The sequence below is a fragment of the Burkholderia sp. AU45251 genome (genome assembly GCF_030482905.1).
Lineage (GTDB): Bacteria > Pseudomonadota > Gammaproteobacteria > Burkholderiales > Burkholderiaceae > Burkholderia > Burkholderia aenigmatica.
The window spans coordinates 1-21814 of record NZ_JAUJQH010000038.1; the positions used below are offsets into that span (position 1 = coordinate 1).

Below are 21814 nucleotides of genomic sequence, written 5' to 3' on the forward strand. Positions count from 1 at the left end.
TGCCGCAGCCCGAGCTGCCGAGCAGCGCGAACAGCTCGTTCTTCGCGATGGTCAGGTTCACGTTGTCGACGGCCGTGCTGTCGCCGAATTTCTTCACGACGTTTTCGATGCGCACGAACGCGTCGTTTTGCGTACGGGCCGCGGCGGCCGGTTGGGTCTGTCGTGCAGCAGCGGAAGAGGGTATCGATTGCATGGGAGTCACCATTCGTTCTTCACGGATTGCAGGCGTGAGCGTCCCCGCACGAGGCGCGCAACGCGACTCGCGGACGACGGCTCGTGCCGGATGGAACAGTGCGCGCGGCGCGCGCGGGCGGACGGAGGTCCGCGGATCTCAGGCGGGCAGGCGTGAAGCGATGCCTGCGCCGCCGGAATGCTGGGCGATCAGTGGCCGGTCTTCAATTGGGCCCACAGGCGGTTCTGGAGGCGCAGGATGTCGGCCGGCATCGGCTTCATCAGCACCATCTTCTTCAGCACGTCTTCGGGCGGATAGACCGTCGGGTCCTGCGCGACGCTCGGCGTGACGAACTGATGCGCAGCCTTGTTGGCAGTCGGGTAGAACACCGTGTTGGTGATCGCCGCGTTGACCTTCGGATCGGACACGTAGTTGATCCACTTCAGTGCGGCCTCGGGGTGCGGTGCATCCTTCGGGATCACCATCACGTCGAACCACAGCAGGCCGCCTTCCTTCGGGTTCGAGAACTTGATGTCGTACGAACGCTTCGCTTCGGCCGAGCGGCGATGCGCGATGCCGACGTCGCCCGACCAGCCGAGCGCGACGCACACGTCGTTGTTCGCGAGGTCGTTGATGTAGCCGGACGAGTTGAACTGGGTGATGTACGGGCGGACTTTCTTCAGGACTTCGAAGGCTGCCTGGTAATCGCCGGGGTTCGTGCTGTTCGGGTTCTTGCCCATGTATTGCAGCGTGGCGGCGAACACGTCGACGGCCTGGTCGAGGAACGACACGCCGCAGCCCTTCAGCTTTTCCATGTTGGCCGGGTCGAACACCAGTGCCCAGCTGTCGACCGGCGCCTTGTCGCCGAGTGCCTTCTTCACCGCCTGCGCGTTGTAGCCGATGCCGTCCGTGCCGTAGGCCCAGGGCACGCCGTACTGGTTGCCCGGATCGGCATCCGCGATCATCTTCATCAGCAGCGGGTCGAGGTTCGCGAGGTTCGGCAGCTTCGACTTGTCGAGCTTCTGGTACACGCCGGCCTGGATCTGCTTGGCCATGTAGTTCGACGTCGGCACGACGATGTCGTACCCCGAACTGCCGGCCAGCAGCTTCGCCTGAAGCGTGTCGTCGCTGTCGTAGTTGTCGTACTTGACGTGGATACCCGTCTGCTTCTGGAAGTTCGGGATCGTGTCGGGTGCGATGTAGTCGGACCAGTTGTAGACATTCAGCTCGTCGGCCGCGTGCGCCGTCGGGCTGGCGACCGACGTGAACGCGGCCGCGGCGGCAAGGGCGGCAACAGAACAGGCTTGGCGAAGAAAGCAGGCACGCATGGTGGAATTCCCCTGGTTATGGCGGCGTGCGGCGCCCGCCGCACGCCTGTAGGCAAAACCGTTACGAAATACCCAGTTGCTGGGCGGTTGCATCGACTGCTTTTTTCGCCTTCGATACGAGTTCATCGATTTCCGGACGCGAGATCACGAGCGGCGGCGACAGCAGCATCCGGTCGCCGGTCGCACGCATGATCAGGTTGCCGTTGAAGCAGAAGTCGCGGCAGATCGTGCCGACGTCGCCGCCGTTCGCGAAGCGGCGGCGTTCGGCCGGCGATTCGGCGAGCTGCAGGCTCGCGACGAGGCCGTGGCCGTGCACTTCGCCGACGATCGGGTGACGCGCGAAGGTTTCGCGCATCAGCGCCTGGAAGTACGGGCCGGTATCGTTCTTCACGCGCTCGACGATCCCTTCGTCGCGCAGCAGCTTCAGGTTCGCGACCGCGACGGCCGCTGCAACCGGGTGGCCCGAGTACGTGAGACCGTGGTTGAATTCGCCGTTGTCGATGATCGGCCGCGCGACGCGCTCGTGAATGCCGACGGCACCCATCGGCACGTAGCCCGACGTGAGGCCCTTGGCCATCGTGATCAGGTCCGGCTCGAAGCCGAAGTGCTGGTGCGCGAACCATTCGCCGGTACGGCCGAAGCCGCCGATCACTTCGTCGGCAACCAGCAGGATGTCGTACTTGCGGCAGATCCGCTGGATTTCCGGCCAGTACGTCGACGGCGGGAAGATCACGCCGCCCGCGCCCTGGAACGGCTCGCCGATGAACGCGGCGACGTTCTCCGCGCCGAGTTCGAGGATCTTCGCTTCGAGTTGCTGCGCGCGGGCGAGGCCGAACGCTTCCGGCGTTTCACCGGCCGCCGCTTCGCCGAAGAAATACGGCTGGTCGATGTGCACGATGTTCTCGACCTTCGACGGCATCTGCTCGTGCATGTAGCCCATCCCGCCGAGCGTGCCGCCCGCGATCGTCGAGCCGTGATAGCCGTTCTTGCGCGAGATCACGTACTTCTTCTGCGGCTGGCCCTGCACGCGCCAGTACTGGTGCACGAGGCGCAGCACCGTGTCGTTGCCTTCCGAGCCGCTGTTGCAATAGAAGAAGTGGTTGAAGCCCTTCGGCGTGACTTCCGCGAGCATCGCGGAGAGTTCGATCACCGGCGGGTGCGTGGTCTTGAAGAACGTGTTGTAGAACGGCAGCTCCTGGATCTGGCGATACGCGGCGTCGGCGAGTTCCTTGCGGCCGTAGCCGACGTTCACGCACCAGAGGCCGGCCATCCCGTCGATCACCTTGTTGCCGTCCGAGTCCCACAGGTAGACGCCGTCGGCCTTCACGATCACGCGGCTGCCCGCGCGGTTCAGCGCACCCATGTCCGAGAACGGATGGATGTGGTGCGCGGCGTCGAGCGCGCGGTATTCGGCGGTCGTGCGCGCCTGCGTCGCGCGCGGCGCGGCGGCCGTAGCGGTGGGGGCGGCGGGCTGGATCCAGGCAGATTCGTTGCGGTACGTCATGTTTCCTCCGTGATTCCGTATTCGGTTGGGTGCACGCTCAGACGTGCAGCAGCAGATGGCGGCGTTCCCACGAGCTGATCACGCGGAAGAACGCTTCGTATTCGGTTTCCTTCAGCGCGAAATACGCCTTCAGGAACTTGTGGCCGAGAATCTCGCCGAGCGGCTCGCATGCAGCCATCAGCGTGAGCCCTTCCTCGAGGTTGCGCGGCAGCTGGTACGGCAGGTCGTAGCCGTCGCTGACGAGCGGCTCGGTCGGCTCCAGGCGCTGCGTCATGCCGAGATAGCCGGCCGCGAGCGTGGCGGCGAGTGCGAGGTACGGGTTGCAGTCGACGCCCGGGATGCGGTTCTCGATGCGGCGTGCCGACGGGCTCGAGTGCGGGATGCGGAAGCCGACCGTGCGGTTGTCGTAGCCCCACTGCACGTTGATCGGTGCAGCCATGAAGCGCGACAGGCGGCGGTACGAGTTGATGTACGGCGCGAAGATCGGCATCAGTGCCGGCGTGTACTTCTGCAGCCCCGCGAGGTAGTTGTAGAACATCGACGTCGCGCCGCCGGTTTCCTGCGACGTGAACAGGTTATGGCCCGTTTCCTCGTCGACGATGCTCTGGTGCACGTGCATCGCCGAACCCGGTTCGTCTTCCATCGGCTTGGCCATGAACGTCGCGTACATGTTGTGACGCAGCGCGGCCTCGCGCACCGTGCGCTTGAACAGGAACACCTGGTCGGCCAGCGACAGCGCGTCGCCGTGCATGAAGTTGATCTCCATCTGCGCGGCGCCGACTTCGTGGATCAGCGTGTCGATGTCGAGGTTCTGCGCTTCGCAGTACTCGTAGATGTCCTCGAACAGCGGGTCGAACTCGTTGACGGCCTCGATCGAATACGACTGGCGGCCCGTTTCGGGGCGGCCCGTACGGCCGACCGGCGGACGCAGCGGCAGGTCGGGATCCTTGTTCATGTCGACCAGGTAGAACTCGAGCTCGGGCGCGACGACCGGCTTCCAGCCCTTCGCCTTGTACAGGTCGAGCACGCGGCGCAGCACGTAGCGCGGCGAGATCTCGACCGGCGAGCCGTCGAAGTGCACGCAATCGTGGATCACCTGGGCGGTCGGGTCGATCGCCCACGGGATCAGGCGGATCGTCGATGCATCGGGCACGCACACCATGTCGGGGTCGGTCACGCCGGTCAGCGAGCCGTCTTCCGGATATTCGCCGGTGACGGTCTGCACCATCACGGCTTGCGGCAGGCGCATCGATTCGCCGGACGTGAACTTGTTGCGCGGCGTGATCTTGCCGCGCGCGATGCCGGCCATGTCGGGAATGATCGCCTCGACTTCGGTGATCCGGTGCTGCTTCAGAAAATCTTCGATGTCTTGCATGTCTGTTCTCGTTGGTTTGGGTCGGCGCGCTCAGGCGAGCGCGGCGGCGGCCATGGCACGCGTGCGGGCGGCGCGGCGGGCGCGGCAGGCATCGCCGAAGGCGCGGAAGATCGCGCTCGACAGCGGGTCCTGCGCATGGCGCCATTCCGGATGCCACTGCACGGCCAGGGCGAAAGCCGGTGCGTCGACGACGCTCACGGCTTCGATCAGCCCGTCCGGCGCGACGGCCTCGACAGCCAGGCCGGAGCCCAGCTGAGCGATGCCCTGCTTGTGCAGCGAGTTCACGTGCACTTCGTCGCGGCCGCCGGCGAGCGCGTGCAGCTGGCCGCCGGGCGTCAGGCGCACGACGTGCGCGGGGCCGTACTGCGTGTCCATCGGCGCGTCGTCGTCTTCGCGGTGATCGGCGAAGCCCGGCACTTCATGCACGCGCTGGTGCAGCGTGCCGCCGCAGACGACGTTCAGCTCCTGGAAGCCGCGGCAGACGGCCAGCACGGGTACGCCCGCGGCGATCGCCGCGCGCAGCAGCGGCAGCGTGGTCGCGTCGCGGGCCGGGTCGTGCTTCGTGCCCGGTGCGCTCGGTTCGCCGCCGTACAGGTGCGGCTCGACGTTCGAGTAGCTGCCGGTAAACAGCAGGCCGTCGACCGTGTCGAGCACGTCGTCGACCGACTGGCGATCGCCGAACGCGGGCAGCACCATCGCGAACGCTTGCGCGCCGTCGACGATCGCGGCGACGTACTTGTCGCCGACCGTATGCGACGCGTGGGCGCCGATTTGCGTGTGGTCGGCGGTGATGCCGACGAGAGGTTTCCTTCTTTCCATGACGTCAATCAGTTATCCGGAGGGTTGTCGCTTACGTCTTGCCGGATGTGGCGAAACGCCGGCGTGCAACAACCCCGCAGCCTTGCGCGAGACGCAGGGCCGCTGGTGAATGGGCGCAACGGGATGGTGTGGCGATCCGCGCTGCGCGCGACGATCTGGCCGTCGTTCATTTCATGGCGATACGCGACGCAGCAACGCATGCGCGAACGCGTTCCGTCACCGCACGGACGATGCGGTTGGCGAATCGGCAGATGAAACGAACGACGTAAAGAAAGGAGAGGCGCTACGGCAGCAGCGACGCCACTTCGTCCGTATCGACGGCAACGAAGGCGCGTGCGGAAACGGCGTTGTGACGCCGAACGGAACGACGGGACAGGATGGTGTAGATCGACAGATGAAGCAGGCGAGGACTATGCCAGCCGCAACTGCCGTCGTCGGAAGCGGACGCCGCGCTGCGCAAACTTCGCACATCGCCTCGATCCCACCTCACCAGAGGGCCACGGACTCTCACGATTACACTCGACTGGGTTGTTGAAAGTATTGAACACCTGACCGTTTCGACGCGCTGGGCGTTTAAAATAATCAAGGCGCCGGTTACGCGTTATTTACATTGATGGGCATCAATTTTTGCGTTGCAATAACGTTTTTGCTGCCCATGAAAGCTTGATGACGCTAACCTGAGAGCCAGCATATACGAGCCAAAAACGGCGTCAAATGTTTTTTAACGGTGTTGCATCAGGGCTTTCCCGAGCAGTGCGAACAAAAGATTCGTAAACGGAATAATCGACAGGGTGTTCATTATTTCGAACGCCTTTCAGGGTTTTCCCCGCTGATGCGCGGCATAAAGTGATTAGAATATTCAACGGCTGTCCAACGCGTCGTTTCACTTTGTCATCGCACTTATCGTGTCCGAAACCGAATCGATGTCTACCGAAGTCGCCGAGCGCCTGCGTTTCGTGCGCAACAAGCATGGCCTGTCGCAGCGCGAACTCGCGAAGCGGGCCGGCGTGACCAACGGCACGATCTCGCTGATCGAACAGGGCCGTGTGAGCCCGTCGGTCGGCTCGCTGAAGAAGCTGCTCGAATGCATCCCGATGAGCCTCGCGGAGTTCTTCACGTTCGAGCTCGTCGATTCGCGTTCGGTCGTGTCGCGTCGTGACGAGATGCCGAACCTCGGCAACGACACGCTCGCGTTCCATCTGGTCGGCGCGAGCATGAAGGACCGCAACATGTGCATCCTGCGCGAGATCTACCAGCCGCAGGCCGATACGGGGCCCGAGATGCTCGTACACGCGGGGCACGAGGGCGGCGTCGTCGTGTCGGGCCGGCTCGAACTGACCGTCGACGGCGCGACGTGGCTGCTCGACCCCGGAGACGGCTACTACTTCGAAAGCCGTTTGCCGCACCGTTTCCGTAATCCCAGCGCGGACCTGATCTGCGAGGTCGTTTCGGCCAATTCGCCGGCGACCTTCTGACCTTTCCACCGCGCGTCACTGCATTCGCTGCCGGCCGGCTGCGCGTCACGCGCAGCGGCGTGCCGCATCGCGAATGCCAAAAAACTGAGGCATCCTGATGAACAAGTTGACTTTGGCTGACTGGCAGGACAAGGCGGCGTCGCTCGAGATCGAAGGGCGCGCATTCATCGACGGTGCGTCGCGCGACGCGCATGGCGGCAAGACGTTCGACTGCGTGAGCCCGATCGACGGCCGCGTGCTCGCGAAGGTCGCCGATTGCGGCGAAGCCGACGTGAACGCGGCCGTTGCGGCCGCGCGCCGCGCGTTCGACGCGGGCGTATGGGCCGGGCTGAACCCGCGTGCGCGCAAGGCCGTGCTGCTGCGCTGGGCCGCGCTGATGCGCGAGCATCTCGACGAGCTGTCGCTGCTCGAAACGCTCGACGCCGGCAAGCCGATCGGCGACACGACGACGGTCGACGTGCCGGGCGCCGCGTACTGCGTCGAGTGGTTCGCGGAAGCGATCGACAAGGTGGGCGGCGAGGTCGCGCCGGCCGATCATCATCTCGTCGGCCTCGTCACGCGCGAGCCGGTCGGCGTGGTGGCCGCCGTCGTGCCGTGGAACTTCCCGATCCTGATGGCCGCGTGGAAATTCGGCCCGGCGCTCGCGGCTGGCAACAGCGTGGTGCTGAAGCCGTCGGAGAAATCGCCGCTGACCGCGATCCGTGTCGCGCAACTCGCGTACGAGGCCGGCATTCCCGCCGGCGTGTTCAACGTCGTGCCGGGCGCGGGCGAGCCCGGCAAGCTGCTCGCGCTGCATCGCGACGTCGATTGCATCGCGTTTACAGGCTCGACGGCGGTCGGCAAGCTGATCATGCAGTACGCCGCGCAGTCGAACCTGAAGCGGGCATGGCTCGAACTCGGCGGCAAGTCGCCGAACATCGTGCTGCCCGATTGCCCCGATCTCGACCGTGCGGCGCAGGCAGCCGCCGGCGCGATCTTCTACAACATGGGCGAGATGTGCACGGCAGGTTCCCGGCTGCTCGTGCATCGCGACATCAAGGACGCGTTCATCGAGAAGCTCGTCGCGGCCGCGCGTGCGTACGTGCCCGGCAATCCGCTCGATCCGTCGGTGTCGATGGGCGCGATCGTCGACGGCATCCAGCTCGAGCGCGTGCTCGGCTATATCGAGGCCGGGCGCAGCGAAGGCAGGCTCGTCACCGGCGGTGCGCGCGTGAAGGCGGAAACGGGCGGCTTCTACGTGGAGCCGACGGTGTTCGAGGTGAAACCGGATGCGAAGATCGCGCGCGAGGAGATCTTCGGGCCGGTGCTGTCGGTGATCGTGTTCGACGACGTCGACGAGGCCGTGCGGATCGCGAACGACACCGAATACGGGCTGGCCGCGGCCGTGTGGACGTCGAACTTGACGACCGCGCACGACGTGTCGCGCCGGCTGCGTGCGGGCACCGTCTGGGTGAACTGCTACGACGAGGGGGGCGACATGAACTTCCCGTTCGGCGGCTACAAGCAGTCGGGCAACGGTCGCGACAAGTCGCTGCACGCGCTCGAGAAGTACACCGAGCTGAAGTCGACGCTGATCCGGCTGCGCTGACGCGCTGCCGGGTGCGGGCGCGGCCGTCGTACGACCGCGTGCCCGCACCCGCGGCGGGCGGGCGTTATGCCGTGCGCAGCGCGGGGTGGAAGCCGGCGGCTTCGATGATCGACTGCACACGCTCGGCGCCTTGCGCCGATTCGACCTTGACGATCTTCGCCGCGACGTCGATGTCGAGCTTCGCGGCGGGATCGGCGGCCGTCACCGCGCGGGTGATGGCATTGGCGCAGCCGCCGCAGGTCATGTCCTGGACTTCGAATTCCATCGTGTTCTCCTGAGTTGACGATTGACAAGCATCGACAGCATGAAGCTTGCCATAGTGGGAAGGTCAAGCGTGCGCGTGCCGCCGGGAATCGGTGTTGCGCCTGGATCGGGCGACAGCGCGTTGTAAAGATGAAGTCTGACGAATATCGATCGGGCCTTTGACGTCATTCGGCACTTGTCCTGATTGACGGAGAAGCGTTCCGGGCGAAGCCGGGCGGATGCCTTGCGGGGCAACGCGTGACGTCGATCCATTAAGCGCGATCACCATGTTGCGAGTAAGGGTACGCGAGGTGAAAATGCGAATCGATCTTAGTATCAGCTCCCTTCGATATTTCATTTCGTTACCCCTATGAATCGTTTTGCTTTCGGCTTCGCGCTGGCGCTGCTGGGCGCTTCGGCAACGTCCGCCTTCGCGGCCGACGATGTCGTCAACCTGACCCTGAAGGATCACAAGTTTTCGCCGGACGGCGTGACGATCCCGGCCGGCAAGAAGGTGAAGTTCGTCGTGAAGAACCTCGACGCGACGCCCGCTGAATTCGAGAGCGACGACTTCAAGGCGGAGAAGGTCGTGCCCGCCGGCAAGTCGGTGGAGATCCTGGTCGGGCCGCTGAAGGCCGGCACGTACGAATTCCACGACGAGTATCACGAAGCGCAGTCGAAGACGCACCTGACCGTCAAGTAAGCCGATATCGCCATGTTGTCTACCGCTCTGATCGTTTTTCGTGAAGTGCTCGAGGCCGCGCTGGTGGTGTCGATCGTGATGGCCGCGACGAAGGGCGTGCCGCGGCGCGGCTGGTGGGTCGGCAGCGGGCTGGTGGGCGGCGTGATCGGCGCCGGCCTGATCGCCGCGTTCGCCGACGTGATTTCGCAGTGGGCGTCCGGCATGGGGCAGGAGGTCTTCAACGCGGGCGTGATGTTCGTCGCGACGCTGATGCTCGCGTGGCACAGCATCTGGATGAGCCGGCACGGTCGCGAGATGGCGATGCAGATGACCGAGGTCGGGCGTGCCGTCGCGGCCGGCAGCAAGCCGCTGACGGGGCTGGCGATCGTGGTCGGCGTCGCGGTGCTGCGCGAAGGTTCCGAGGCCGTGCTGTTCCTGTACGGCATCGCGGCTGGCGATCCGGGGCAGACGCCGCAGATGATCGTCGGCGGGCTGCTCGGCGTGCTGGGCGGCGCCGGGCTCGGCTACGGGATGTATGCGGGCCTGCTGCAGATTCCGCTGAAGCGCCTGTTCTCCGTCACCAACTGGCTGATCGTGCTGCTCGCGGCGGGGATGGCAAGCCAGTGCGTCGGCTTCCTGCTCTCGGCGGGCCTCGTGCCGTCGTGGGGCGATGTGATCTGGGATACGTCGTGGCTGCTCAAGGATTCGAGCATCGTCGGCAAGGCGCTGCATACGCTGGTCGGCTATACCGCGCGCCCGGCGGGCATCCAGATCGTCGCGTATCTCGCGACGCTGGCCGCGATTGTCGGGCTGGCACGGCTCGTCGGCCGGCCGCAGGCGGCGGTGCGGCCGCCACGGCCGGTGGCCTGAGTGGTCCGGGTTCGAATAAAAAAGGGGCGTCATGGACGCCCCTTTTTTGCATGTGCGGTTCGCGGCCGGCCCGTGCGCGGCCTGGGCAGCCGCACACGGGTGGCGCACGCCGCGCCCGGTCAGCGGTGGCTGTCGATCCATGCGCGGGCCCATTCGAGCCCCGCATCGCGTGCGTCGTCCTCGGTGTCGAACACGCCGAGCACGCCGGATGCTTCGACCAGCTTGTTGTTCTGCGTGATCGTGCCGCTCGCCGCAAAGCGCTCGGGCTGCAGGATCTCGTCCTGCTGCAGGATCGCGTGGCCCCAGATCTGGTAGCCGTGGTAGGTTTGCGCTTCCATTATCGAGTCACCTCCGCGGAGCGGCCGTGCGTGCCGACCTGCAGCACGTTGCCGTCCGGCGTGTATTGACGCGGGATGTTGGAGAAGTTTAGCGCGTGCTGCGCATCGGGCGCAGCCGGCTGCATCACCGTCAGGCGGCCCGGTGCGGGCTGCGCGACGGGGCGCGGGGCGACGGGTGCCTCGGCCGCGGCGGCGGGCGAACGATGCGAGCCGGCTTTCACGGCCTGCGCGGTTTGCGCGACGCGACGCTTGTGCGGTGGCTTCGCGACGGCCTTCGGCGGCACGGCGGCGTGTTTCGTCGTCGTGGCGGCGGGGGCGTCGGCACCTTTGCGTGCCGCCGGCGCGTGCGCGGCCGGCGACCGCGCCTCGGGCGGGTTCCAGACCTCGACATAGTGCTCGGCCGCCCAGCCCGTCGACGCGAACGTCAGTGCCAGCATTCCGCATCCCAACAGTCTTACCATGGTCTCTCCGTCTGTCTCGTCGGCGTGCCTGCTCGTTTTACTCCACCGTCACCGACTTCGCGAGGTTCCGCGGCTTGTCGACGTCGGTGCCGCGTGCGCACGCGGTGTGATACGCGAGCAATTGCAGCGGCACGACGTGCAGGATCGGCGACAGTTGCCCGTAGTGCTCCGGCATCCGGATCACGTGCAGGCCGTCGTCGTTGACGATCTGCGTGTCGGCATCGGCGAACACGTACAACTCGCCGCCGCGCGCGCGCACTTCCTGCATGTTCGACTTCAGCTTCTCGAGCAGCGTATCGTTCGGCGCGACCGTGACGACCGGCATCGCTTCCGTGACGAGCGCGAGCGGCCCGTGCTTCAGTTCGCCGGCCGGATAGGCCTCGGCGTGGATGTACGAGATTTCCTTCAGCTTCAGCGCGCCTTCGAGTGCGATCGGGTAGTGCAGCCCGCGGCCGAGGAACAGCGCGTTTTCCTTGCGCGCGAATTCCTCCGACCACGCGATGATCTGCGGCTCCAGCGCGAGCACGCTGTTCAGCGCGGCCGGCAGGTGGCGCAGCTGCTTCAGGAATTCCGCTTCCTGTGCGGCGTCGACGTGCCCGCGCAGCTTGCCGAGCGTCGCGGCCAGCACGAACAGCGCGACGAGCTGGGTCGTGAACGCCTTGGTCGACGCGACGCCGATCTCGGTGCCCGCGTGCGTCAGGAACTGCATCTCGGTGAGGCGCACCATCGCGCTCGTCGCGACGTTGCAGACGGCCAGCGTATGCGTGTGGCCGAGCGACTGCGCGTGCTTGAGCGCCGCGAGCGTATCGGCCGTCTCGCCCGACTGCGAGATCACCAGCACGAGCTGGCGCGGGTTCGGTACCGATTCGCGATAGCGGTATTCGCTCGCGATCTCGACCTGCGTCGGGATCTTCGCGATCGATTCGAGCCAGTATTTCGCGGTCAGGCCCGAGTAGTAGCTCGTGCCGCACGCGAGGATCAGCAGGCTGTCGATGTTCGCGAACGCGGCGGGCGCGGCGTCGCCGAACAGCGTCGCGTCGAATGCGTCCGTTTGCGGCACGGTATCGCTGATCGCGCGCGGCTGCTCGAAGATTTCCTTCTGCATGAAGTGACGATACGGGCCGAGTTCGACCGCGCCGCCGTAGGTGCTGACCACGCGGATCTCGCGCTGCGCGAGCGCGCCGTTCCGGTCGACGATCTTCACGCCGTCGAGCGACAGCTCGCACACGTCGCCTTCCTCGAGGAACGTGAAGCGGTCGGTGCTGCCCACGAGCGCGAGCGCGTCGGACGCGAGGAAGTTCTCGCCGTCGCCGTGGCCGACCACGAGCGGCGAACCCTGGCGCGCGCCGACGACGGTGTGCGGCTGGTCCTTGTGGATCACGGCGATCGCGTACGCGCCGTGCAACTGGCCGACCGCCTCGCGCACCGCGTCGAACAGGTTGCCGCGATACAGGCTGTGCACAAGGTGGGCGATCACTTCGGTGTCGGTCTGCGACACGAATTCGTAGCCCTTCGCGCGCAGCGCTTCGCGCAGCGATTCGAAGTTCTCGATGATGCCGTTGTGGACGAGCGCGAGCGCGTTCGACGAGAAGATCGGGTGCGCGTTGTGCGTGACGGGCGCACCGTGCGTCGCCCAGCGCGTGTGTGCGACGCCCGTCGTGCCTTCGACGTGCGATTCGCGCACCTGTGCGTCGAGATCGGCGACGCGCGCAACGCTGCGCGCGCGCTTCGGCGCGTCCGGCTCGAGCACGGCAACGCCGCACGAGTCGTAGCCACGGTACTCGAGGCGCCGCAATCCTTCGATCAGCACCGGAACGATATTACGCTGCGCAACTGCGCCGACAATGCCGCACATGAAATCTACCTTCTATAGGGAAGCGGGCGCCGTAGGGCACCCGCGTGATGTTAACTTTTCTTCTTGACCGGGCGGACGTAGCCGCTTTTTGCGGTCTGCGTCTTCTCGTTCAATGCGAGCAGGCCGTCGGCCACGTCCTTCCAGACCGTCGTGCCGGCGGCGATCGTCACGCCGCGGCCGACGCGCACCGGCGCGACCAGTTGCGTGTCGGAGCCGACGAACACGTCGTCCTCGATCACGGTGCGGAACTTGTTCGCGCCGTCGTAGTTGCAGGTGATCGTGCCCGCGCCGATGTTCACGCGCGCGCCGATGTCGGCGTCGCCAATGTACGTGAGGTGGTTCGCCTTCGAGCCGTGGCCGATCACCGCGTTCTTCACCTCGACGAAGTTGCCGACGTGCGCTTCGTCCGCGAGCTGCGCGCCGGGGCGCAGCCGCGCGTACGGGCCGATCACCGTGTGCGCGCCGAGCTCGGCGCCGTCGATGTGCGTGAACGCGTCGATGCGCGTGCCCGTGCCGACCGACGCGTTGCGGATCACGCAGTTCGCGCCGATCGTCACGTTGTCGGCGAGCGTCACGTTGCCTTCGAACACGCAGTTCACGTCGATCGACACGTCGCGGCCGCAGCGCAGCGTGCCGCGCACGTCGAGGCGCGCCGGATCGGCGAGCGTGACGCCGTCGACGAGCAGCGCGTCGGCGATCGTGCGCTGGTGGATGCGTTCGAGCTCGGCGAGCTGCGCCTTGCTGTTCACGCCGAGCGTTTCCCATTCCTCGTCGGGCTGCGCGGTGACGACCTCGAAACCGGCCTCGATCGCGAGCTCGACGACGTCGGTCAGGTAGTACTCGCCCTGCGCGTTCTCGTTCTTCAGCGCGCCGAGCCACATCGACAGCTGGGCTGTCGGTGTGACGATGATGCCGGTGTTGATCTCGGCGATCTTCAGCTGCTCGGGCGACGCGTCCTTCTGCTCGACGATGCGCGTGACGAAGCCGGCCGCGTCGCGCACGATGCGGCCATAGCCGGTCGGATCGTCGAGCGTGACGGTCAGAATCCCGTAGCGGCCTTCGCGCGCGGCGTCGACGAGGCGCTGCAAGGTCGACTCGCGTGTGAGCGGCACGTCGCCGTACAGCACGAGCGTCGGTTGCGCGGGATCGAGGAGCGGCAGCGCCTGGCGCACCGCGTGGCCGGTGCCGAGCTGCTCGGCCTGCACGGCAAACTGCACATCCGGGGCGGCGACGGCGGCCTGGACCTGCTCGGCGCCGTGACCGACGACGACGACCAGCCGGGACGGCTGCAGCGTGCGCGCGGTGTCGATGACGTGGGAGAGAAGCGGCCTGCCGGCCAGGGGATGAAGCACTTTCGGCAGCGCGGAACGCATGCGCTTGCCGGTGCCTGCCGCCAAAATCACGATATTCATGGCGCCAGCTTGTCAGAAGAGTTCGAAGCCGTCCATTTTAGCATGCAGCCCCCGTCGATCCGGGCCCGCTGCGGCGCGGCTGCAACGCCGGAACGGGCGGCTGGCGCGCCGTTCCGGCAAGGGTTCCGGCCCCGCTTACAGGTCGTCGAACTGGACGATCGAGATCGGTTGGGCGCCGCCCGGCGCCGCGGTGTCGTCGCCCGACGCGCACGGCTCCTCGTCGAACGCGATGTCGCCCTGCGGATCGGCTTCGCCTGTCGCCCGCAGCGACTGGAACGGGTACAGCGTCGTGTCCATCAGGTGCGACGGCACGACCTTCGCGAGTGCGTTGAACATGTTCTCGACGCGGCCCGGGAAGCGCTTGTCCCATTCGCGGATCAGTGCCTTCATTTCCGCGCGCTTCAGGTTCGGCTGGCTGCCGCACAGGTTGCACGGGATGATCGGGAATTCGCGCAGTTCCGCGTATTTCTCGAGATCGGTTTCCTTCACGTACGCGAGCGGGCGGATCACGATGTTCTTGCCGTCGTCCGACTGCAGCTTCGGCGGCATTCCCTTCAGCTTGCCGCCGTAGAACATGTTGAGCAGCAGCGTTTGCACGATGTCGTCGCGGTGGTGGCCGAGCGCGATCTTGGTCGCGCCGAGCTCACCGGCCACGCGGTACAGGATCCCGCGGCGCAGCCGCGAGCACAGCGAGCAGGTCGTCTTGCCTTCGGGCACGAGCCGCTTGACGATGCTGTAGGTGTCCTGGTTCTCGATGTGGAACGGCACGCCGACCTGCTTCAGGTATTCCGGCAGCACGTGCTCGGGGAAGCCCGGCTGCTTCTGGTCGAGGTTCACCGCGACGATGTCGAAATCGATCGGCGCGCGCTCGCGCAGGCGCAGCAGCACGTCGAGCATCGCGTAGCTGTCCTTGCCGCCCGACAGGCACACCATCACCTTGTCGCCCTGCTCGATCATGTTGAAGTCGCCGATCGCCTGGCCGACCTGGCGCACGATCCGCTTGAACAGCTTGTTGTTCTCGTACGCGTCTTTCTGTTCGCGGCGCGTCAGCGCCGGGCGGCCTGCCGGCGCGGCGGTCGCGTCGAGGGGGGCGGCATCGGCCGCCGTGTCATTCATGTGGGGGGCGTTCATGCGCGCTCCTCGTCCTTGATGCGAAAGACTTCGACGCCGACGGCGTCGCAGTCCGGATAAGCGTCCGGTTTCTCGGTACAGACGCGTACCGCGCGCACGGCATCGTGCGCCAGCAGGCGCGCGGCGATCGCGTCGCACAGCGTTTCCTGCAGGTGGATGTGGCCCCGCGCCAGACATTGCGTGACGCTCTGCTTCATCAGATCGTAGTCGACGATTTCATGCAGCCGATCGTCGACGGGGGTGGACAGCGCGAGAGGCACGAACAGGTCGACATTGATGACGACGCGCTGCTCGCCGCGCTTCTCGTGTTCGAAGGCACCGATGTTGATGTGCACTTCGTAGTCGCGCAGGTAGAGCCTGCGGCAGTCCGCGAGGCGGGGGTGCAGGAGAGCGGAAAACATGGTCGTCCCAGTCAAATTGGCGTGCGCACACGCAAAGCGGCGCGGGCGGCGGCAGTCAGGCCGCGCGATCCGCGCAGTTCATTCATTCGGGCCGGCGGCGGGCGGCACGAGGTGCTCGCCGCCGTCGACGGTCAGCGTCGCGCCCGTGACGCCGGGCGCGCTCGCGAGATAGCAGGCCGCCGCCGCGATGTCGTCCGCGTGCGGCGCGTGGCCGCGCACGAGCGCCGCGACCCGCACCTTCGGCGCGAGCGCCAGCGCCAGCGCCGACGTCGCGCGGTTCAACGCGGCCTGCATCAGCGCGTGCGACATCTGCGCCGGCGCAGGGTGAAACAGGGCCTGATCCAGTACGTGGATCGCGCACGCGCGCAGCGCTTCCTGTTCGCATGCGGCCTCGGGCGTCGCATCGGCGAGCGCGCGGGCCAGCGCGAGCGGCGCCGTCACGTTGCGCGCGAGGGCGCCGGCGAGCGACGCGCCGTCCACCGTGTGGGCGTCGTCGGCGCCCGCGCTGGCGCTCACGAACACCGCGCACGCGGGCCGGCCGAGTGCCGCGCTGCACGCGGCGACGAGTGCGGCGGCGTCGGCTTCCAGGGCCAGATCGGCGTCGAGCACGACCGCGCGGCGGCCAAGCGCCGCGACTTCGGCGACGAGCGCGTCGGCGGCCGCGTGCGGCGCGCCGTGGCTGCGCTGCAGCGCGACGTCCCAGCCGTGCCGCGCGAAGCCGGTCGCGAGCGCACGGCCGATCGACGCGGCGTCGGCCGCGCTGCCCAGGGCGCCTGTGACGAGCGCCACGCGCTGGGTCGACGTATCGGCTGAAACGGTCATTTACAATGCCGGGATGAACCCGAAAGCTCACGAACCCGCTAGTTTACCTGCTCCCGGCCCTGACGCGCTCGCGCAGTCCGAAACCCTTGCCGGGCAACTGCGCGACGAGATCGCGGCGGCCGGCGGCTGGCTGCCGTTCGACCGCTTCATGGAGCGCGCGCTGTATGCGCCCGGTCTCGGCTATTACAGCGGCGGCGCGCGCAAGTTCGGGCGCCGCGCCGACGACGGCAGCGACTTCGTCACCGCGCCCGAACTGTCGCCGCTGTTCGCGCAGACGCTCGCGCAACCGGTCGCGGAAGCGCTCGCGGCGAGCGGCACGCGTAGCGTGATGGAGTTCGGCGCCGGTACCGGCAAGCTCGCGGCCGGGCTGCTCGCGGCGCTCGACGTGCTGGAAGCCGGGCTCGACGAATACCTGATCGTCGACCTGTCCGGCGAGCTGCGCGAACGGCAGCGCGACACGATCGCGGCCGCCGCGCCGGCGCTTGCCGCGAAGGTGCGCTGGCTCGACGCGCTGCCCGAGCGGTTCGACGGCGTCGTGGTCGGCAACGAGGTGCTCGATGCGATGCCCGTGCGGCTGTTCGCGAAGGCGGGCGACGCATGGCATGAGCGCGGTGTCGCGCTCGACGCGCACCAGGCGTTCGTGTTCGAAGACCGTCCGGCCGCGCCGGCCGGCCTGCCGCCGGTGCTCGCGGGGCTGGACGATGCGGGCGACGGCTACCTGACCGAGACGCACGAGGCCGCGCTGGCCTTCACGCGCACCGTCTGCACGATGCTCGGGCGCGGCGCGGTGCTGCTGGTCGACTACGGCTTTCCCGCACACGAGTACTACCACCCGCAGCGCGACCGGGGCACGCTGATGTGCCACTACCGCCACCATGCGCACGACGATCCGTTCCTGTACCCGGGGCTGCAGGACATCACCGCGCACGTCGAATTCACCGGCATCTACGACGCGGCGATCGCCACCGGCGCCGACCTGCTCGGCTACACGTCGCAGGCGCGTTTCCTGCTGAACGCGGGCATCACCGACGCACTGGCCGCGATCGATCCGTCGGACATCCACGCGTTCCTGCCGGCCGCGAACGCGGTGCAGAAGCTGATCTCCGAGGCCGAGATGGGCGAGCTGTTCAAGGTGATCGCGTTCTCGCGCGGCATCGACGGCACACTCGACGCGTTCGCGCGCGGCGACCGCTCGCACGCGCTCTGACGGGAGCCGACATGCTGCGCTGGCTGATGACGTCGTTCGTCGCGGTGATGATCCTGACGCGCTGCTGGCCGTGGCTCGGCAAGCTCGGCATCGGGCGGATGCCGGGCGACGTCACGCTGACGCTCGGCGGGCGGCGCTACCCGTTCCCGTTCATGTCGACGCTGGTGCTGACGATGCTGGTATCGATGGTGGCGCGGCTGCTTTAGGGCCTGTTCACGCTAATAACGGGCTTGCGCTGGCCACCACGAATGAATTTTCCCGAACAGGGAACGTGCCTGTCCGCCCGCATTGCGGCGTCGTTCGTCGCTTGTCCCCCAAGGGGACTTCCTTCGGGGCGTTTGGCACGGCCAGACGGCGCTCCTCACTTCTTGCACTGCGAGCGGAAAGGCGCGTTCGCAAGTCCGTTATTAGCGTGAACAGGCCCTAAGCCGCGCCTGAATGGCGGCGCGCGTTACAGCTCGATTTCGCCGAGGATCCGGTGCGCGAGCGCCTTCGCCTCGTCGAACGCTTCCTCCTCGCTGGGGCTCGTCGAGTGGACGTCGTAGCGCGTGTTCTCGGTGTCGTCCCCGTCGTCCCGCGCGAGGATCACGTAACCCTGGAACTGCCCGTTGCCCGCATGCTGGGTATGCGCCTTGGCCGTGTAGATGCCTTTCGTGAACGTGTTGGTGTCCATCGTGCTCTCCCGCAAAAGGACACTTCATCGTAGCACTGCGGCGCAGCATGTACAGCGCCGCTTATCGGTGACCGAACGGCGTCCGGTCGCGGCGTCCGGTCACCGTCCTTCCCGTCATCGTTCGATCAGCGAGACGACCTCGTCGAGCGTCGGCGCGTGCGCGCCCGTATGCCGGCACGCGGCGGCGCCCGCCGCCAGCGCGAACACGAGATGCTCGCGCCACGATCGCTGCGGCGCGGCCATCAGGCTGAACAGCATGCCGCCGATCGACGCGTCGCCCGCGCCGACGGTGTCGGCCACTTCGACGCGCGGCGGGCTGGCTTCATGCATGTCGCCGTCCACGTAGAGCGTCGCCGCCTGCGCGCCGCGCGTGACGAGCACGGCCGCGCGCGGGTTCAGCGCGCGCACCGCGCCGATCGCGTCGGGGCCGTCGCCGCCGAACAGGTGCCGCAGGTCCTCGTCGGACACCTTGATCAGGTCGGCGAGTGCGGCCATTTTCTCCAGCGTCGGCCGGTACGCGGCCGTCATCAGGTTCCGGACGTTCGGGTCGAAGCTGATCTTCACGCCGCGCGCGTGCAGGTCGGCCGCGAGCGCGGCCAGCGTGCCGGCGAGCGGTTCGCGCACCAGGCTGATGCAGCCGAAATGCGCCCATTTCACGTGGTCGGTCCAGCCGGCCGGCAGCCGTGCCGGATCGAACGCGAGGTCGGCGCTCGATTCGCCGATGAAAAAGTACGCGGGCGGGCGTGTCTCGTGGACGATCGCGAGCAGCGGCGGCCGTGCGACGCGCTGCAGGAAGCGCAGGTCGAGCCCGGCCGCTTCGCTCGTGCGCCACAGCACATCGGAGAAGCAGTCTTCGCCGATCGAACCCGCGAGCGCGCTCGGCACGCCGAGCCGCGCGACCGCGCGCGCGACGTTCCAGCCGGCGCCGCCCGGCACCGACGTCCATTGCGCGTCGCCCGCGCGCACCATGTCGGTCAGGATGTCGCCCGCCGACACGAAAGCCGGAAACGTGCCGCCACTCATTGCGTCGGCTCGCTGCGTTGAGTGCGGGCGAGGGTCGCCAGCACGTCGTAGCACGCGCCCATCGTGTGATAGTCGGTCTTGCCGGCCGGGCTCTTCTCGTCGCTGTACTTGCGGTTGTCGCAGGTGAGGATCCGGTACCACGCGCCGTAGCGGTGATCGACGAAGTGCGCCCAGCTATAGCGCCAGATCTCGTCGTACCAGTCCCAGAAGCGCTCGCTGCCGGTGCGCGCGCCGAGCATCGCGGCCGCCGCGAACGTTTCCGCCTGCACCCAGAAGTACTTGTTGTGGTCGCAGATCGTGAAGTCGGGGCCGAAGCCGTAGTTCAGCCCGCCGTGATCGGCGTCCCACGCGTGCGTGAGTGCGGCGTCGAACAGCTCGGCCGCGCGCGGCACGAGCCAGTCGAGCGGGCGGTGCCGCTCGAGGAGCAGCAGCAGCTTTGCCCATTCGGTCTGGTGTCCGGGCTGGAAGCCCCACGGACGGAAGATGTTCGAGCTGTCTTCCTTGTTGTAGTCCCAGTCGACCGACCAGTCCGCATGGTAGTGCTCCCACACGAGCCCGCCCGACAGCGCGGCCTGGCGCTGCGTGACGTGGGACGCGAGCTTCTCCGCGCGATCGAGGTACGTGAGGTGGCCGGTCGCCTCGTACGCGGCGAGCAGCGCCTCCGTCATGTGCATGTTGGCGTTCTGGCCGCGATACGACGACACGATCCAGTTCGGCGTCGCGTCGTCCGCGTACAGGCCGGCTGCCGCATCCCAGAAGCGGTGCTCGGCCAGCTCGTAGGTGGCCGCGATCAGCGGGCGGGCCTCGTCGATGCCGGCCATCGTCGCGTGCGCGGCCGCGAGCAGCACGAACGCGAGCCCGTAGCAGTGGCGCGTGCCGTCGAGCGTCGCGCGCTTCGCGCCGTCGCGCCAGTCGAGTTCCCAGTCGTAGCCCTGCAGTTCGTCGTCCCAGTGCGCGTCGCGCAGGAAGCGCAGCCCGTGGCGCGCGTATTCCAGGTGGCGCGGGTCGCCGAAATGCCGGTACGCCATCGCGTAGTTGAAGACGAACCGGCAACTGCTGACGAGGTGGCGCGACGTGCGGTTGTAGATGCTGCCGTCGTCGCGGAAGTAGTGGTAGAAGCCGCCCGTCGGGTCGAACGCGTTCGTCGCGTAGAAGCGCAGCGTGTCCTCGATGTGCGACAGCAGGAACGACGGATCGCGGAAACTCGCGACGAACGGCGCGGCTTGCGTGTGGGCGGCCGGCGCGGCCGTGCAGGGTTGGACCGGGGGCATGTTCATGATTCGGTGACCGTGGCGGTATCGAGTGCCGGGGAGCCGGCGGGCTGGCTGCTGGCCCGCACGATCAGCTCGACGGGCAGGGAGATCTCGGTGCGCTCGGGCGCGTCGGCGAGCAGCAGCTCGACGCCGCGGCGGCCGAGCGCCTCCTTGTCGACCGCGAGCGTCGTGAGCGGCGGGCTCGCGTGCGCGGCGGCCGGGATGTTGTCGAAGCCGACGATCGCGATGTCGTCGGGAATGCGCAGCCCGCGTGCGATGCAGACGCGCTGCGCGGCGAGCGCGGCCGCGTCGTTGTACGCGAAGACGGCCTCCGGGCGCGGGCCCGGCGCGTCGAGCAATTGCTCCATCGCACGCGCGGCGCCGGTGTCGGGATCGAGCCCCGCGTCGATCGTCACTTCGTACGCAGGATCGAACAGCCGCCCGGCCTCGAAGAACGCGCGCCGGTAGCCGATCGCGCGCTGCGCGATGCTGTAGTGCGCGGGCGAGCCGCCGATGAACGCGATCCGCGTGCGGCCGGTGGCGAGCAGGTGGCGCATCGCGAGCGCCGCGCCCGTCGCGTTGTCGATGTTGACCGAGCGCAGCCCGGGCGCCCACAGGTCGATCAGCACGAGCGGCCGGCCGGTCGCGGCGAGCGCCTCGATCGTCTCCGGCTCGATGAAGCCGGCCACCGCGATTGCGTCGGGCGCGTGCGGGCGCATCTGGCGCAGCACGTCGTCGTTCGGCCCGACCGTGAGCAGCGTCGGCACGATGCCGCGCTCGCGGCACGCGTCCTCGACGCCGTGCAGCACGTGCGAGAAGAACGGGCTGGCCGGAAAGCGGTTGTGCTGGCGATGCAGCAGGAAGGTGAGCCGGCGGATGCGCGGCCGCAGCTGCGCGGGATCGTAGCCGAGCTGCTGCGCGATCTCGACGATGCGCGCACGCGTGGCTTCGGACAGGCCCGGCTGGTTTTTCAGCGCGCGGGAGACGGTGCCGATCGAGACCTCTGCCGCCCGCGCCACATCGCGAATGGTGGTACCCATCGTTCGTTCGGGGTCCGGTTTGTTTAGGGTGAAAGCGATTGTATAGTAAAACATATCGCGGAATTCGGGCCGGATAGCCGGGGAATACCCGCAAATTCTGGCTTTTTAAGCGCTAATCTGCGAAAACACCGTTACTAAAAAT

At 67.3% G+C, this 21814-nt stretch carries 23 protein-coding genes and 1 pseudogene; 6 read left to right on the plus strand and 18 right to left on the minus strand.

Features of this window, described 5'->3' with window-relative positions; translation table 11 throughout:
* The 6 genes and pseudogenes from QZM67_RS36945 to QZM67_RS36970 all read right to left on the minus strand — a co-directional run.
* A pseudogene (locus QZM67_RS36945) lies at positions 1-193 on the minus strand (polyamine ABC transporter ATP-binding protein); the annotation flags it as partial.
* 188 nt (positions 194-381) lie between these two features.
* Entirely contained in the window at positions 382-1500 is a 1119-nt protein-coding gene (locus tag QZM67_RS36950) for a polyamine ABC transporter substrate-binding protein (RefSeq protein WP_175025869.1), read from the minus strand.
* A gap of 61 nt (positions 1501-1561) precedes the next feature.
* Positions 1562-3004 (minus strand): aspartate aminotransferase family protein, encoded by a 1443-nt coding sequence (locus QZM67_RS36955; protein ID WP_301811001.1) that lies wholly within the window; start codon positions 3002-3004, stop codon positions 1562-1564.
* 37 nt (positions 3005-3041) lie between these two features.
* Positions 3042-4379 (minus strand): glutamine synthetase family protein, encoded by a 1338-nt coding sequence (locus QZM67_RS36960; RefSeq protein WP_043184609.1) that lies wholly within the window; start codon positions 4377-4379, stop codon positions 3042-3044.
* 30 nt (positions 4380-4409) lie between these two features.
* Positions 4410-5198: a gamma-glutamyl-gamma-aminobutyrate hydrolase family protein gene (locus tag QZM67_RS36965; RefSeq protein WP_301811003.1), complete on the minus strand. Its 789-nt coding sequence runs from the start codon at positions 5196-5198 to the stop codon at positions 4410-4412.
* Between the two features lie 283 nt (positions 5199-5481).
* Positions 5482-5667, minus strand: a complete 186-nt coding sequence (locus QZM67_RS36970; RefSeq protein ID WP_043184603.1) for a hypothetical protein — start codon at positions 5665-5667, stop codon at positions 5482-5484.
* Positions 5668-6121: 454 nt separating this feature from the next.
* Between QZM67_RS36970 and QZM67_RS36975 the strand changes: the two genes are divergently transcribed.
* Entirely contained in the window at positions 6122-6673 is a 552-nt protein-coding gene (locus QZM67_RS36975) for a cupin domain-containing protein (protein WP_043185160.1), read from the plus strand.
* Positions 6674-6770: 97 nt separating this feature from the next.
* Positions 6771-8261, plus strand: coding sequence for an aldehyde dehydrogenase (locus tag QZM67_RS36980; protein ID WP_301811005.1), 1491 nt, complete (start codon positions 6771-6773; stop codon positions 8259-8261).
* 64 nt (positions 8262-8325) lie between these two features.
* On the opposite strand, the gene QZM67_RS36985 is transcribed toward QZM67_RS36980, so the two are convergent.
* Positions 8326-8526: a heavy-metal-associated domain-containing protein gene (locus tag QZM67_RS36985; RefSeq protein ID WP_021162112.1), complete on the minus strand. Its 201-nt coding sequence runs from the start codon at positions 8524-8526 to the stop codon at positions 8326-8328.
* A 348-nt stretch (positions 8527-8874) separates the two neighbouring features.
* Between QZM67_RS36985 and QZM67_RS36990 the strand changes: the two genes are divergently transcribed.
* On the plus strand, positions 8875-9207 hold the full coding sequence (locus tag QZM67_RS36990) for a cupredoxin domain-containing protein (protein WP_011353437.1): 333 nt from the start codon (positions 8875-8877) through the stop codon (positions 9205-9207).
* Positions 9208-9219: 12 nt separating this feature from the next.
* On the plus strand, positions 9220-10056 hold the full coding sequence (locus QZM67_RS36995) for an FTR1 family protein (protein WP_043184596.1): 837 nt from the start codon (positions 9220-9222) through the stop codon (positions 10054-10056).
* 119 nt (positions 10057-10175) lie between these two features.
* Here QZM67_RS36995 and QZM67_RS37000 read toward each other — a convergent pair whose 3' ends face one another.
* From QZM67_RS37000 to QZM67_RS37030, 7 genes are all read right to left on the minus strand, one after another.
* On the minus strand, positions 10176-10394 hold the full coding sequence (locus QZM67_RS37000) for a hypothetical protein (protein ID WP_011353435.1): 219 nt from the start codon (positions 10392-10394) through the stop codon (positions 10176-10178).
* Positions 10394-10855, minus strand: coding sequence for a hypothetical protein (locus QZM67_RS37005; RefSeq protein ID WP_301811008.1), 462 nt, complete (start codon positions 10853-10855; stop codon positions 10394-10396). Before QZM67_RS37005 ends, QZM67_RS37000 begins: the two co-directional genes overlap by 1 nt.
* Before the next feature lie 37 nt (positions 10856-10892).
* Complete coding sequence (glmS, locus tag QZM67_RS37010; RefSeq protein WP_089451387.1) at positions 10893-12710, minus strand: glutamine--fructose-6-phosphate transaminase (isomerizing); 1818 nt, start codon at positions 12708-12710, stop codon at positions 10893-10895.
* 50 nt (positions 12711-12760) lie between these two features.
* Complete coding sequence (gene glmU / locus QZM67_RS37015) at positions 12761-14122, minus strand: bifunctional UDP-N-acetylglucosamine diphosphorylase/glucosamine-1-phosphate N-acetyltransferase GlmU (RefSeq protein WP_043186996.1); 1362 nt, start codon at positions 14120-14122, stop codon at positions 12761-12763.
* A gap of 135 nt (positions 14123-14257) precedes the next feature.
* Complete coding sequence (ttcA, locus tag QZM67_RS37020; RefSeq protein ID WP_175025862.1) at positions 14258-15253, minus strand: tRNA 2-thiocytidine(32) synthetase TtcA; 996 nt, start codon at positions 15251-15253, stop codon at positions 14258-14260.
* Positions 15250-15654, minus strand: a complete 405-nt coding sequence (locus tag QZM67_RS37025; protein ID WP_043186999.1) for a dihydroneopterin aldolase — start codon at positions 15652-15654, stop codon at positions 15250-15252. Before QZM67_RS37025 ends, ttcA begins: the two co-directional genes overlap by 4 nt.
* Before the next feature lie 78 nt (positions 15655-15732).
* Positions 15733-16476 (minus strand): SDR family oxidoreductase, encoded by a 744-nt coding sequence (locus QZM67_RS37030; protein ID WP_301811012.1) that lies wholly within the window; start codon positions 16474-16476, stop codon positions 15733-15735.
* Between the two features lie 13 nt (positions 16477-16489).
* Here QZM67_RS37030 and QZM67_RS37035 point away from each other — a divergent pair, with 13 nt between their 5' ends.
* Together QZM67_RS37035 and QZM67_RS37040 are read left to right on the plus strand one after the other, a co-directional pair.
* On the plus strand, positions 16490-17683 hold the full coding sequence (locus QZM67_RS37035) for a class I SAM-dependent methyltransferase (RefSeq protein WP_301811014.1): 1194 nt from the start codon (positions 16490-16492) through the stop codon (positions 17681-17683).
* 11 nt (positions 17684-17694) lie between these two features.
* Positions 17695-17889, plus strand: a complete 195-nt coding sequence (locus tag QZM67_RS37040; RefSeq protein ID WP_031399528.1) for a DUF2905 domain-containing protein — start codon at positions 17695-17697, stop codon at positions 17887-17889.
* A 245-nt stretch (positions 17890-18134) separates the two neighbouring features.
* On the opposite strand, the gene QZM67_RS37045 is transcribed toward QZM67_RS37040, so the two are convergent.
* The 4 genes from QZM67_RS37045 to QZM67_RS37060 all read right to left on the minus strand — a co-directional run bounded on the left by QZM67_RS37045 (position 18135) and on the right by QZM67_RS37060 (position 21672).
* Positions 18135-18356, minus strand: a complete 222-nt coding sequence (locus QZM67_RS37045) for a hypothetical protein (RefSeq protein WP_011353424.1) — start codon at positions 18354-18356, stop codon at positions 18135-18137.
* 114 nt (positions 18357-18470) lie between these two features.
* Entirely contained in the window at positions 18471-19379 is a 909-nt protein-coding gene (locus tag QZM67_RS37050) for a carbohydrate kinase (RefSeq protein WP_301811017.1), read from the minus strand.
* Positions 19376-20656: an AGE family epimerase/isomerase gene (locus tag QZM67_RS37055; protein ID WP_175025508.1), complete on the minus strand. Its 1281-nt coding sequence runs from the start codon at positions 20654-20656 to the stop codon at positions 19376-19378. Before QZM67_RS37055 ends, QZM67_RS37050 begins: the two co-directional genes overlap by 4 nt.
* A complete protein-coding gene (locus QZM67_RS37060; RefSeq protein WP_175025507.1) occupies positions 20653-21672 on the minus strand; it encodes a LacI family DNA-binding transcriptional regulator in 1020 nt (339 codons plus the stop codon). Before QZM67_RS37060 ends, QZM67_RS37055 begins: the two co-directional genes overlap by 4 nt.
* Between the last annotated feature and the right edge of the window lie 142 nt (positions 21673-21814).